12 protein-coding genes, 1 tRNA gene and 1 pseudogene are annotated in these 12,551 nt (G+C 67.9%); 3 read left to right on the top strand and 11 right to left on the bottom strand.

The features are described 5' to 3' along the window. Nucleotides 1–10: 10 nt before the first annotated feature. The 7 genes and pseudogenes from ACFC06_RS28130 to ACFC06_RS28100 all read right to left on the bottom strand — a co-directional run bounded on the left by ACFC06_RS28130 (nt 11) and on the right by ACFC06_RS28100 (nt 6,626). Nucleotides 11–706 (bottom strand): ABC transporter ATP-binding protein, encoded by a 696-nt coding sequence (locus ACFC06_RS28130; RefSeq protein ID WP_375938492.1) that lies wholly within the window; start codon nt 704–706, stop codon nt 11–13. A 183-nt stretch (nt 707–889) separates the two neighbouring features. Then, nucleotides 890–1,753 (bottom strand): annotated as a pseudogene (locus ACFC06_RS28125) (ABC transporter ATP-binding protein); the annotation flags it as partial. A gap of 41 nt (nt 1,754–1,794) precedes the next feature. Beyond that, a complete protein-coding gene (locus ACFC06_RS28120; protein WP_375938178.1) occupies nt 1,795–3,213 on the bottom strand; it encodes a branched-chain amino acid ABC transporter permease in 1,419 nt (472 codons plus the stop codon). Beyond that, nucleotides 3,210–4,247 carry a branched-chain amino acid ABC transporter permease gene (locus ACFC06_RS28115; RefSeq protein ID WP_375938175.1) on the bottom strand — a complete coding sequence of 346 codons (1,038 nt, stop codon included), beginning with the start codon at nt 4,245–4,247 and terminating at the stop codon, nt 3,210–3,212. Before ACFC06_RS28115 ends, ACFC06_RS28120 begins: the two co-directional genes overlap by 4 nt. 70 nt (nt 4,248–4,317) lie before the next feature. Further along, a complete protein-coding gene (locus ACFC06_RS28110; protein WP_375938172.1) occupies nt 4,318–5,475 on the bottom strand; it encodes a branched-chain amino acid ABC transporter substrate-binding protein in 1,158 nt (385 codons plus the stop codon). Between the two features lie 276 nt (nt 5,476–5,751). Beyond that, nucleotides 5,752–6,369 carry an ANTAR domain-containing response regulator gene (locus ACFC06_RS28105; protein WP_375938170.1) on the bottom strand — a complete coding sequence of 206 codons (618 nt, stop codon included), beginning with the start codon at nt 6,367–6,369 and terminating at the stop codon, nt 5,752–5,754. Between the two features lie 170 nt (nt 6,370–6,539). Further along, a tRNA-Leu gene (locus tag ACFC06_RS28100) sits at nt 6,540–6,626 on the bottom strand. Nucleotides 6,627–6,742: 116 nt separating this feature from the next. On the opposite strand from ACFC06_RS28100, the gene ACFC06_RS28095 reads away from it, so the two are divergent. From ACFC06_RS28095 to ACFC06_RS28085, 3 genes are all read left to right on the top strand, one after another. Further along, nucleotides 6,743–7,246 carry a phenylacetaldoxime dehydratase family protein gene (locus ACFC06_RS28095; RefSeq protein WP_375938167.1) on the top strand — a complete coding sequence of 168 codons (504 nt, stop codon included), beginning with the start codon at nt 6,743–6,745 and terminating at the stop codon, nt 7,244–7,246. Nucleotides 7,247–7,432: 186 nt separating this feature from the next. Next, nucleotides 7,433–8,050 carry a low molecular weight phosphatase family protein gene (locus ACFC06_RS28090; RefSeq protein ID WP_375938164.1) on the top strand — a complete coding sequence of 206 codons (618 nt, stop codon included), beginning with the start codon at nt 7,433–7,435 and terminating at the stop codon, nt 8,048–8,050. Nucleotides 8,051–8,183: 133 nt separating this feature from the next. Continuing rightward, the gene (locus tag ACFC06_RS28085) at nt 8,184–8,555 is read left to right on the top strand and encodes a hypothetical protein (protein WP_375938161.1); all 372 of its coding nucleotides are present in this window, start codon (nt 8,184–8,186) and stop codon (nt 8,553–8,555) included. Nucleotides 8,556–8,561: 6 nt separating this feature from the next. On the opposite strand, the gene ACFC06_RS28080 is transcribed toward ACFC06_RS28085, so the two are convergent. From ACFC06_RS28080 to ACFC06_RS28065, 4 genes are all read right to left on the bottom strand, one after another. Next, complete coding sequence (locus ACFC06_RS28080; protein ID WP_375938158.1) at nt 8,562–9,470, bottom strand: acyl-CoA thioesterase; 909 nt, start codon at nt 9,468–9,470, stop codon at nt 8,562–8,564. A gap of 2 nt (nt 9,471–9,472) precedes the next feature. After that, on the bottom strand, nt 9,473–10,891 hold the full coding sequence (gene pyk / locus ACFC06_RS28075; protein WP_375938155.1) for a pyruvate kinase: 1,419 nt from the start codon (nt 10,889–10,891) through the stop codon (nt 9,473–9,475). A gap of 145 nt (nt 10,892–11,036) precedes the next feature. Then, the gene (locus ACFC06_RS28070) at nt 11,037–11,708 is read right to left on the bottom strand and encodes an amino acid ABC transporter permease (RefSeq protein WP_375938152.1); all 672 of its coding nucleotides are present in this window, start codon (nt 11,706–11,708) and stop codon (nt 11,037–11,039) included. A 3-nt stretch (nt 11,709–11,711) separates the two neighbouring features. Further along, nucleotides 11,712–12,440, bottom strand: a complete 729-nt coding sequence (locus ACFC06_RS28065) for an amino acid ABC transporter substrate-binding protein (protein WP_375938489.1) — start codon at nt 12,438–12,440, stop codon at nt 11,712–11,714. Nucleotides 12,441–12,551 lie beyond the last annotated feature (111 nt).

Below are 12,551 nucleotides of genomic sequence, written 5' to 3'. Positions count from 1 at the left end.
AGGCAGCCGGTCAGTCGGCGCCGAGATAGGCGGACATGACCGCGGGGTCGGTGAGCAGGTCCGCACCCGCGCCGGACTTGGTGACCTCGCCGGTTTCCAGGATGTAGGCGCGGTCGCTGCGGGTCAGCGCCTGCTGGGCGTTCTGTTCGACGAGCAGGACCGTGGTGCCCTGGCGGTTGATCTCGCTGATGATCCGGAAGATCTGCTGGATCACCATCGGCGCCAGACCCATCGACGGCTCGTCGAGCAGCAGCAGTTTCGGGCGGGCCATCAGGGCCCGGCCGATGGCCAGCATCTGCTGTTCACCGCCGGAGAGCGTGCCGCCGACCTGTTTGCGCCGTTCGGCCAGGCGCGGGAACAGCTCGAAGATCCAGTCCAGGGTCTGCTGGTATTCGGTCTTCTGCGCGAAGGGCCTGCCGTAGCAGCCCATGTCGAGGTTCTCCAGCACCGTCATGCCGGGGAACACCCCGCGCCCTTCCGGCGACTGGATGAGCCCTTCGACCACCCGGTCATGGGCCTTCATCGCGGTGATGTCCTTGCCCTGGAACAAGATCCGGCCCGAGGTCAGCGGCAGCAGCCCGGACAGCGCCCGCATGGTGGTGGTCTTGCCCGCGCCGTTGGCGCCGAGCAGGGTGACCAGCTCCCCCGGCGACACCGACAGCGAGATCCCGTGCAGCGCTTCGATCCTGCCGTAGTTGACGACCATGTCCCGCACCTCGAGCAGCGGCTCGGGACCGGCGACGGCGACCTCGTCGACCTGCTCGTCGGCCTTCTCCACCACCACCGTGGCGGGCGAGGCCCCGGCCGCGGCGGCGTCGGCGGCCTCCTCACGGACCTCGGCCACGGTGTCGGCGTCGGGAACACCCAGGTAGGCCGCGATCACCGCCGGGTCCTCGCGGACCTCGGCGGGCAGCCCGTCGGCGATCTTGCGGCCGAACTCGAGCACCACGATCCGGTCGGTGACGCCCATGACCAGGCGCATGTCGTGCTCGATCAGCAGCACGGTGTAGCCGTCGTCGCGGATCTTGCGGATCAGCTCCATGAGCGCGGACTTCTCACTCGGGTTGAAGCCGGCGGCCGGTTCGTCCAGGCACAGCAGTTTGGGCTCGGTGGCCAGCGCGCGGGCGATCTCGAGCCGCCGCTGGTCACCGTAGGAGAGGTTGCGGGCCTTCTCCACCGCGCGCGGGGCGATGCCGACGAATTCCAGCAGCGCCATGCCGCGTTCGATGGCGTCGCGCTCCTCCCTGCGATGCTTCGGGGTGCGCAGGATGGCACCGGGCACCGAGGTGGTGTGCCGGGCGTCGGTGCCGACCACCACGTTCTCCAGCGCGGTCATCTCGCCGAACAGACGCACGTTCTGGAAGGTGCGCGCGATGCCCAGGCGGGTGATCTCGTTGCGCTTGGTCTTGGCCAGCGGCCTGCCGTCGAAGTGCACGCTGCCCGCGGCGGGCTTGTAGACGCCGGTGATGGCGTTGAAGCAGGTGGTCTTGCCCGCGCCGTTGGGGCCGATCAGGCCGAGGATCTCGCCGCGGCGGATCTCGAAACTCACCCCGTCCAGGGCGGTCAGGCCGCCGAACTTCACCGTCAGCCCGTCGGTGCGCAGCAGCGGCTCACCGACGGCGGTCTCGATGTCGCGGTGCGGGGCGACCACATCGGCGACGGTCTCGGCGTCGGCGAGTTCGGGCAGGACCGCGGTGAGGTCGACCTCACCGGCCGGTTCGACCTCCGGCGCGGGCTTGTACCCGGCCTTCATGTCCTCGTTGTCGTACAGCGCGTCCCCTGCGCCCGGCCCCGTCATCGCCCTGCTCCGATCGGTTCGGCCGCCGGCTTGCGCACGACCGCCTGGTATACCTGCCTGCCGTAGGTGAGCAGTTTCTGGCGCACCGGGAACAGACCCTGTGGCCGCAGAATCATCATCACCACCAGGGCGATGCCGAAGTAGAAGTACTTCAGGTCGCCGAGGGTCTGCGCGCCGCCCTTGCGGAACAGCAGCACGCTGCCTGCCAGCAGCAGCCCGAAGACCACCGCGACGATCGACACCGTGATCACGCCCCGCCTGACCCACACACCGAGGGTGTCGCCGCGCCACCGCCACAGCAGCCACAGCCCGATCAGCACCGCGACGTCGAGGGCCAGCAGCAGATAGCCCGTCGACTCGCTGGACACCAGCTGCACCGACTGCAACCGCATCGGCAGATACGCGATGAGGAAGGCACCGACGATGACGCCGAGTTTGTTGCCCGAGCCGCCGAGCACGACCGCGCACAGGAACAGCATCGACAGGATGATGTCGAACTGCTTGGGGTTCACATAGGTGACCTGACCGGCGTACATGGCGCCGGACAGGCCGCCGACGGAGGCGCCGATCACGAAGGCCCACAGCTTGAACTTGAAGGTCGGCACGCCCATGATCTCGGCGGCGTCCTCGTCCTCGCGGATCGCGACCCAGGAGCGGCCGACCCGGCTGCGCTCGAGATTGCCGATGATCAGCAGCACCACCACGACCAGCACCATGCCCAGCCAGAACCACCAGGTGCCGCTGTTGGCGTGCTCGAGCGGGTTCTTGCTGTCGGGGTCGCCGAGATTACCCGGGGAGAACACCCCACCGGGATGGGTCTCGGACTCGCCGACCTCCGGGTAGGCGACCTTGGACAGGCCCAGGCTGCCGTTGGTCAGCTCGTCGAGATTGTCGGCCATCAGGCGCACGATCTCACCGAAGCCCAGCGTCACGATCGCCAGGTAGTCGCCGCGGACCCGCAGCGTGGGCGCGCCGAGGATCAACCCGGCGACGGCGGTCAGCGCCACCGCGATGGGCAGGCAGGCCAGCCAGGCCCAGCTGGGTTCGAGCCAGCCGCCGTCGGTCTGGTTCCACGGGCTGTTCGGGCTGGTCAGCAGGGCGACGGTGTAGGCGCCGACGGCGTAGAAGCCGACGTAGCCGAGGTCGAGCAGACCGGCCTGGCCGACCACGACATTGAGGCCGATGGCGATCAGCGCGTACATCGCGAACTGCGCCATCACGCCGCCGAAGCTCACCCCGGGGGTGTCGATCAGCGGCGGGGTGTAGATGGGCAGCAGCGCCAGCGCGAGCAGGATCGGCACGCCGACCGCCCACTGACCGGGGCGCGAGAGTCCGTCCCACCAGGTGCGGATCGCGTCGCCGAGGCCGCGCCTCGGCGGCGTCGTCGTCGCCGTGTTCTTCGTCAGGTCGGTCATGCGCGGGCCCTCCCCAGGCTCTCGCCGAGGATGCCGGTCGGCCGGAACATCAGCACGGTCACCAGCAGCACGAAGGCGACCACGTCACGCCATTCGTTGCCGAACAGGATCTGGCCGTACTGCTCGGCCACGCCCAGGAGCATGCCGCCCAGCAACGCGCCGCGCAGGTTGCCGATACCGCCGAGCACCGCGGCGCTGAAGGCCTTGATACCGAGGATGAAGCCACCGGAGAAGATGATGCCGGTGGGGATGTAGAGCGTGTAGAGCATCGCGGCGGCACCGGCCAGCAGGCCGCCGATGAGGAAGGTCAGCACGATCACCCGTTCCCGCGAGACACCCATCAGGGTGGCGGTGTCGGGGTCCTGGGCCACCGCGCGGATGGCCCGGCCGAATTTCGTGCGGTTGATGAGGATCTCGGTGGTGATCGCGAGCACGATGGCCGCGGCGAAGATCACCAGCGCCACATTGGTGACCGGCGCGCCGAGAAAGGTGAACTGCACCTTGGGTTCCACCAGCCGGATACCGGTCTGCGCGTTGGAACCACCGAGCCCGGGCTTGATCTTGGGCAGGATGTAGTGCACGAACTCCTGGATCACGAACGACATGCCGATCGCGGTGATCAGGAAGGCCAGCGGTTTGGCGCCGCGCCTGCGCAGCGGCCGGTAGGCGACCCGTTCCAGGCCGATCGCGGCGATGCCCGAGACCAGCATGCCGAACAGCATCGCCACGCCCAGATACATCACCGTCAGCAGCACGCCCTGGGAGTAGGCGTTACCGCTGGGGGCGAAGCCGAGCAGCTCGAGGCCCACATAGGTGCCGAACATGCCGAGCATGAAGATCTCGGAATGGGCGAAGTTGATCAGCCGCAGCACACCGTAGACCAGGGTGTAGCCGACGGCGACCAGGGCGTAGATCGAGCCGTAGGTCAGACCGTCCACGGTCAGTTTCCAGAACTGGTCGATCACGCCGGAAACGTTGAAATCGATGGACCCCTCGGCCAACAGGGTCACACCGAGCGATGCCGCTGATGTCATGGTTTCTCTCGCGTCGGGCGAACGGTGCGCGTGGCCTCACCACGCGCACCGCTCCACACTCTCGAAGGGACTACTTGACCTCGTACATCCAGATCTGGATGTTGGCCAGCTCGCCGGTCTCGCCCCACTTGTACTCACGGGCGACACCGGTGCCGGTGTAGTTGCGGACGTAGTCGACCAGCTCGGCGCGGGTCACCTTGCCCGAGTCGATCCCCTTGAGCAGGATCGTGGTCAGGTCGTAGCCCTCGACGGAGTAGACGCCGGGCGCCTGGCCGTTGAGTGCCTTGTACTCCGAGGCGAACTCGTCGGGCGCCGGGCTGCACGGGCACGACAGCAGCGCGCCCTTGGACGAGGCACCGGCCTGGCGGACGAACTCGGGATCGTTGCTGCCGTCGGCGGAGACGAAGGTGGCGTTCACGCCGCCGGAGCGCAGCTGCTGCACGAACGGCGCGGCCTCGGCGTAGTACCCGGCGTAGAAGATGGCGTCGGGCGCGGCGGCCGAGAGCTTGGACACCGCGGCGGAGAAGTCCTTGTCACCTTCCTTGACGCTGACCGCGCAGGACGCGTCGGCGGCCGGACCGGCGGCGGTGAGGAACGCCTGCGCCAGACCGGCACCGTAGTCGGTGTTGTCCTGCACGACGCAGATCTTCTTGAAGCCCTTCTCACCGGTCAGGTAGTTGGCCACGGCCGGGCCCTGCGAGTTGTCGTTGCCCAGGCCGCGGAAGAAGGTCTTCCAGCCGTTCTGGGTCAGCGTGGGGTTGGTGGCCGAGGCGGTCAGCGTGGGCATGCCCGCCTCGCTGAGGATCTGGCCGGTGGCCTTGGTCTCCCCGGAGAAGGTGGGGCCGATCAGGCCGATGATGCTGGGATCGCTGACGATGGTGGGGATCACCTGCGTCGCGATCTGCGGCTTGCCCTCGGTGTCGAACTGCTTGACCTGGACCTGACAATCCGGGTTGGCCTTGTTGTGCTGGTCGAGTGCGAGCTTGACGCCGTTGATGATGTTGATGCCGAGCGCGGCGTTGCCACCGGTCAGCGGGCCCGCCATCGCGATGGTCTGCGGCGCGCACTTGGCCTTGCCGTCACCGGCCGGGTCGGCGGCGGCTCCCGCGTCGGTCTGGGCCACGGCCTTGCCCTCGGTGTCGAGCTGGACCACCGACTGGATCGAGAGATCGGTGTTGCCGCCACCGCCGCCGTCGGACGACTTGTCGCTGCATCCGGACAACACCAACGACGCGGCAGCTCCGATAACCAGAACTCCCCGCGTCGAACGACTGCGCCATGTCGAACTGAGCACGTCTCACCTCTATGTCCTGTGCTCCTCGGGTCCACCGAGGGGGCCGACCACGTTCAGCCCGGACAGAACATATCGCCGGATTGTTAGATCCGCATCACATTCGCATCATGTCGGATGCTTCGTGTCCAGTCGTAGTTCCCTTTATTGTTTCGCTTACGTAAAGTTTTCCGGCTTTCGCGCACGCGGGCCGGATTGCTCACGTTCCGAGCGTCACTGGGGGGTGAGGTTCTCCAGCACGACTTCGGCGACCGCCTTCATGGTGGTGCGCCGATCCATCGCGGTGCGCTGAATCCATTTGAACGCCTGCGGTTCCGAGAGACCCTGCGTCTGCATCAGCACACCCTTGGCGCGCTCGACGAGCTTGCGCGTCTCCAGGCGATCCGACAGATTCGCGACTTCGGTTTCCAGCGCGGCGATTTCGTGGAAGCGGCTGGCCGCCAGTTCGATCGCGGGGACCAGATCGGATTTGGTGAACGGCTTCACCAGGTAGGCCATGGCCCCGGCGTCGCGCGCCCGCTCGACCAGGTCGCGCTGACTGAACGCGGTCAGGATCACCACGGGCGCAACACGTTTCGTCGCGATCTCGGCGGCGGCGTCGATCCCGTCGCGGCGCGGCATCTTGACGTCCATGATCACCAGATCCGGACGCAGCTCCTCGGCCAGTTCCACGGCCTGCTGCCCGTCGCCCGCTTCCCCGACGACGTCGTAGCCCTCTTCCTTGAGCATCTCCACCAGGTCCATGCGGATCAGGGCTTCGTCCTCGGCGACGACGACGCGCTTGGCGACTGCCTCACGCGCTGTGCCCGCGCCCCCTGCATTCGTGCTCATAGGTACGACCCCTCTGGATTTCCGATGCCGATGTAAAGAGTACCTTTCGTTTCCGCGCACAATGCCGCGAGCTGCGCAGAAACCGCGGGTGAACGCGAGTGCGAGGACATCGCGCGGGCCCCGCGACAGATACTCCCCCGCGGAGCGCGGCCGATGCCGCGCTTCCGCCGTGGTGCCGAGTGTGGGACTCGAACCCACACGTCCTTTCGGACAACGGTTTTTGAGACCGTCGCGTCTGCCAGTTCCGCCAACCCGGCGCACCGCGGTCACTATAGCGTCTCGGCGCGCCGTGGCGCGAACCGCCGTCGAACCGGAACGGCCGCCGCACCGTAGTACCAGGAAAGCCTCCCGGCGGAAGGGCACGAACATGCGCGTGAGCAGGACCACGGTCGACCTCGACGCCTACCCCGACCTGGTGATGATCCTGCTGGGTATGCGGGTGCGCACCCCGCGTGGCGTGCTGCGCCTGCTCGGCGTGGGACCCAAGCTCTACCGCTCGCACGCCGACCGCCCCGACGGCCTGCTGCTGCACGAGGACGTGGTCTGGTCGATGCTGCCGCCGCACTGGGGCGCGCGGCAGTACTGGCGCGATCTGGACTCGCTCGAGCGCTGGACCCGCTCGGACCCGCACCGGCAGTGGTGGCGGCAGTTCCTGCGCGATTCCGGGGGCACCGGCTTCTGGCACGAGGCCTATTTCCGCCGCGGCGGCATCGACGCGGTCTACGACGACATGAGCGCCCCGGCCGGGCTGGCCCGCTTCGCCCCGGTGGTGCCCGCGCGCGGGGCGATGTTCTCCACCCGCGGCCGCGTGCACGGCACCGAGCCCGCGGTGGCACCGGTGGTCCCGGAATCGGATTATTACCCGACCGCCGAGTGACGATCGACACAGAAACTCCACGCGGTTTCCGATCACTATCTCGTGGGTATCACGGTCACACACAACATATTTCCGCGTCGTGATTCGTGTACGGAATTCAACCGAAAGGTGAATAGACAGTTCCGCGTCTGTGATGGTTGCACCGTAGGTCTACTCACCGACAATCGAGCCGTTTACGGTGTCGGTATGCACGTGCTGTTCGTCTGCAACTCCAATGTCTGCCGGTCGGTGATCGCCGAACGGCTCACGTGGGCGTTCGCGGCGGACAACGGCCTGTCCGGGCTCACCGCGGAGAGCGCGGGCACCCGCGCGCTGGTGGGATTTCCGGCCGAACCGCTGGCCGCGGAAACCATCGTGGGATTGGGTGGCGAACTCGGCGGATTCACCGCCCGCAAACTGCGCCCGGAGATGGTCGATCGCGCCGATCTGGTACTCACCATGACCGAATCGCTGCGCGAACAGGTCACCGCATTGTCCTTCGGTGTGGCCGCGCGGACTTTCACCCTGCCCGAGGCCCATCGCATCGCCAAGGTCACCGGCGCGAAATCCATTGCCGCGCTGCACCGGGCGCGCAACGACCTGGCCTATGTCGGCCGGGAGAACATCGCCGACCCGATCGGGCTGTCCCCGCAGGCCTTCGTCGAGGTCGGTGACCGGATCGCCGAATCGCTGTTCCCGCTGCTGGCCGCGCTGGCACCGCACCACCGCGCCGAGGACACCGCGCAGGCGCCCCCGGGACTGGTGATCACCCCCGACCACGCTCCCCCGCTGTCCACCTTTCTGGCCGCCCAGCGCAGGCACTGACGCGAAGGGCTGTTCGCCGGGGCCGCACAGGGATTAGACTGCGGCGCGGACGTGCTGTTCTCCCTGCTGGTTCGACACACGACAGGACTCAGACATGCCGAAACGCATTTCGGATGTTTCGCTCCATGTGTATGTGACACCGGACGTGCTCGACCGCATCGTCGCCGGCATCCGCACGGTCGTCGACGACCACATCCAGGACCGTGAAGTCTTCGCCTGGCGGTTCACGCTGCCCGTCGACGCCACCGATCCCGTACACGGCGAGCTCGAATCACAGTGGCGCGGAACGCATCCCGGCCGCCCGTCGGCCGGCGAGGCCACCTACGAGATCGCCCTGAGCCTGGTCGGTGAACCCGGCGAGCTCACCGACGCCGACACCGCCCACCTCGAACACGGCCTGACCGGGACGGTGGACGACGTGGCACCGGGCCACGCCGTCCCCTTCCGGTTGCGCGCGCACCAGCGCACCGACCGCGCGCTGGAATTGAACTACGGCCGCCGCTGAGCGGGCTCAGCGCGCCGGGAAGTGCCGGATGACACCTTCCTGCACCGTGGTGGCGATCAGTTCGCCGCCGCGCGAATAGAACCGGCCCGTCGCCAGGCCGCGCGAGCCCGCCGCCACCGGTGATTCGGTGGCGTAGAGCGTCCAGTCGTCGAAGCGGAACGGGCGGTGGAACCAGATCGAGTGGTTGACCGTGGCCGCGAGGATGCGGTCCAGGCCCCACGAGAGCCCGTGGGTGGTGATGATCGAGTCGAGCACCGTGGTGTCGGAGGAATAGCCCAGCGCCGCCACGTGCAGCAGCGGATCGTCGGGCAGCGCGCCGTCGGTGCGCATCCAGACCCGGTTGTGGTTGAGCTTCTCGCCGGTGCCCTTGAGGATCCACGCCGGATCGTTGGTGTAGCGCATGTCGATCGGGTGCGGGGCGTTGATGAACATCTCCAGCTTGTCCTCGAAGCCGGCGAAGCTCTCCTCGATCCGGGGCAGCGTCTCCGGATCGGGCACCTCGGGGCCCTCGTGGGCGTGCTCGAGGCCCTTGCCCCAGTCCTGGAACGCGGCCAGCATGACGAACAGTTCCTGCCCGTCCTGGCTGGCGGTGACCGTGCGGTTGGCCAGCGCGCGGCCGTCGCGGTGACGCTGCACGTGGTATTCGATCGGCTTCTTCACATCGCCGCCACGGACGAAGTGCGCGTTGATCGCGTGCAGCGGCCGCTCGCCCGCGGTGCGTCCGGCAGCGACGATGGCCTGCGACACCAGCTGACCGCCGAAGGTGCGGCTCCACACCTTCTCGGGATGGTTGCCGAGGAACACGTCCTCGCCGATCGACTCCAGGTCGAGCAGGTCGAGCAGGACCCGCAGATCGGGCGACTGCTCACCGGGCCCTGTCTCGACCTCGACCGATCCGCCTGCCGAACTACTCACGACTAGTGGTCCTCCTCGCCGATGCGATGAACGTGGATCAGGTTGGTGGACCCGACGGTACCCGGCGGGGACCCGGCCACGATGACGACCAGGTCGCCCTTGCGGTACCGGTCCATCGACAGCAGGGCCTGGTCGACCTGGTGGATCATCGCGTCGGTGGAGTCCACCATCGGCACGATGAAGGTCTCGGTGCCCCAGGTCAGCGTCAGCTGGCTGCGCACCTCCGGCAGCGGCGTGAACGCCAGCAGCGGCAGCGGGGTGTGCAGGCGGGCCAGGCGGCGCACGGTGTCACCGGACTGGGTGAAGGCCACCAGCGCCTTGGCGTTGAGGCGCTCGCCGATGTCGCGGGCGGCGTAGGAGATCACGCCGCGCTTGGTGCGCGGCACGTGGGTCAGCGGGGGCACCCGGTGGGTCTCGGACTCCACCGCGGTGACGATGCGGCTCATCGTGCGCACCGCGTCGATCGGCCAGGCACCGACCGAGGTCTCCCCCGAGAGCATCACCGCGTCGGCACCGTCGAGCACCGCGTTGGCCACATCGGAGGCCTCGGCGCGGGTCGGGCGGGAGTTCTCGATCATCGACTCGAGCATCTGGGTGGCCACGATGACCGGCTTGGCGTTCTCGCGCGCCATCTGGATCGCGCGCTTCTGCACCAGCGGCACCTGCTCGAGCGGCAGCTCGACACCGAGATCACCGCGGGCGACCATCACCGCGTCGAAGGCCAGCACGATCGCCTCGAGGTTGTCGATGGCCTCGGGCTTCTCCAGCTTGGCGATCACCGGCACGCGGCGCCCGACCCGGTCCATCACGTCGTGGACCAGCTCGATGTCGGACGGCGAACGCACGAACGACAGGGCGATGAAGTCCACGCCCAGCTTCAGCGCGAACTCGAGGTCCTCGATGTCCTTGCCCGACAGCGCGGGCACCGACACGTTCATGCCGGGCAGCGACAGGCCCTTGTTGTTGCTGACCGGGCCCCCCTCGGTGACCCGGCACACCACGTCGTTGCCCTCGATGGCCTCGACGGTGAGGCCGACCTTGCCGTCGTCGACGAGCAGCCGGTCACCGGCCTTGGCGTCGGTGGCGAGTTCCTTGTAGGTGGTCGAGACCCGGTCGTGGGTGCCCTCGACGTCGTCGACGGTGATCCGCACCTGCTGGCCGTTGGCCCATTCGGTGCGGCCCTCGGCGAAGCGCCCGAGCCGGATCTTGGGGCCCTGCAGGTCGGCCAGGATGCCGACCGCGCGGCCGGTCTCGTCCGAGGCCGCGCGGACCATCTTGTAGTTGTCGGCGTGGTCGGCGTGGTCGCCATGGCTGAAGTTGAGCCGGGCTACATCCATGCCGCTTTCGACGAGCTCACGAATACGGTCCTGGGAGGCCGTGGCCGGTCCGAGGGTGCACACAATCTTCGTCCGTCGCATCACGCACTAGAGCCTAGCTGTTCCGCCTCTCCGCGGATTTTCACCGGTCGGTGGGCGGTGGCCTGCTTGCGCGCCGGACCGGCGGAAATCGAAGTGACCAGGGCCGGGCGTTCCCGGTGAGTTACCCATGTGTTCACGAAATCGGTTGTCACCGAACAGCTACGTGCCGGGACAGTCTCGTCTCCAGGCGGGTCTGGCCGAAGCCGAGGATCAGGCAGATGACCCAGTAGTAGAGGGCGGCGACGCCGTAGAGGGCGAAGAAGTCGAAGGTGGGGGCGGCGGCGAGCTGGGCGGTGCGCAGCAGTTCGGTGACCAGGATGGTCGAGGCCAGCGAGGTGTCCTTGACCAGGGAGATCAGCGTGTTCGACAGCGGCGGCACCGCGATCCGGGCGGCCTGCGGGAACACCACGTAGCCCAGTGTCTGCGGGTGGGTCATGCCCAGCGATTCCGCCGCCTCCCACTGACCGTGCGCCACGCTCAGGATCGCCGAGCGCACCACCTCCGCGGCGTAGCCGCCGACATTGAGGCTGAAGGCGATGACCGCCGCCGGGAACGGCTCGATGACGATCCCGAACTGCGGCAGCGCGTAGAACACGATGAACAGCTGCACCAGCAGCGGGGTGCCACGGATGATCGAGATGTAGAACCGGGCGGGCAGTTCGAGCACCCGCCGCGGCGACATCCTGGCCAGCGCGACACCCACCGCGATGGCCAGGCCGAGCACGAAACTGATCGCGGTGAGCGGCAGCGTCATGGTCACCGTGGCCTTCAGCATCGGCCACAGGTTGTGCCAGATCAGCTCCCTGGTCGCGGAATCCATCCGCTACTTGCTGACGTCGGTGCCGAAGTACTTCTCCGACAGGCGGGCCAGCGTGCCGTCGGCGCGCAACTGCTCGAGCGCCTTGTCGATCTCGGCGATGAGCGCGGTGTCGTCCTTGCGGGCGGCGAAGGCCTGCTTGCTGGTCTCGCCGGTCTTGCCCGCGATCTTGATGCCGGTGTCGCCGGTCTTCTTGGTGTACTCACCCACCGCGAGGGTGTCGTTGACGGTGGCGTCGACCCGGCCCGCCTTCAGCAGCTGCACCGCCTGCACGAAGCCCTCGACCGCCTCGACTTTCGCGCCCGCGTCCTTGGCGACCTGGCTCCAGTTGCTGGTGGCCGACTGCGCGGTGGTCTTGCCGGACAGATCCGCCAGCGAGGTGATGCCGGTGTTGTCGGCCTTGGTGACGATCACGCCCTCGGAGGTCGTGTAGGGCTGCGACAGCGCGTACTTCGCGGTGCGCTCGGGGCTGACGGTCACCTGGTTGGCGACCAGATCGAAACGCTTGGACTCGAGTCCGGCGAAGATCGAGTCCCACGGGGTCTGCACGAATTCCACACGCTTGCCGAGCTTCTCGCCGACCGCGCGGGCGACCTCCACGTCGTAGCCGGTGAGCTGGCCGTTGTCCTGGTAGCTGAACGGCGCGTAGGTGCCCTCGGTGCCGACGGTGAGCACGTTCGGGTCGGCGGCCGAGGAGCAGGCCGACAGGCCGGTCGCGGCGACGACGGCGAGCACGGCGGCGGCGAGAAGTTTGCGCACGAGAATCCCTTTCTCCACTGCGCGTGGGGCACGCGCAGGCCCAGCGACGCTACGGCGTCGGCACACACCGACACAGAGTATTGCTCA

The sequence above is a fragment of the Nocardia sp. NPDC056064 genome (assembly GCF_042266925.1).
In the GTDB taxonomy this organism is placed as follows: domain Bacteria; phylum Actinomycetota; class Actinomycetes; order Mycobacteriales; family Mycobacteriaceae; genus Nocardia.
This window is presented reverse-complemented; position numbering and strand designations above follow the sequence as displayed.

Bases quoted from the DNA above. Each gene is read 5' to 3' on its own strand.
- ACFC06_RS28130 (WP_375938492.1), bottom strand. From the start codon at position 706: ATGGTCGTCAACTACGGCAGGATCGAAGCGCTGCACGGGATCTCGCTG.
- ACFC06_RS28120 (WP_375938178.1), bottom strand. From the start codon at position 3,213: ATGACCGACCTGACGAAGAACACGGCGACGACGACGCCGCCGAGGCGC.
- ACFC06_RS28115 (WP_375938175.1), bottom strand. From the start codon at position 4,247: ATGACATCAGCGGCATCGCTCGGTGTGACCCTGTTGGCCGAGGGGTCC.
- ACFC06_RS28105 (WP_375938170.1), bottom strand. From the start codon at position 6,369: ATGAGCACGAATGCAGGGGGCGCGGGCACAGCGCGTGAGGCAGTCGCC.
- ACFC06_RS28090 (WP_375938164.1), top strand. From the start codon at position 7,433: ATGCACGTGCTGTTCGTCTGCAACTCCAATGTCTGCCGGTCGGTGATC.
- ACFC06_RS28070 (WP_375938152.1), bottom strand. From the start codon at position 11,708: ATGGATTCCGCGACCAGGGAGCTGATCTGGCACAACCTGTGGCCGATG.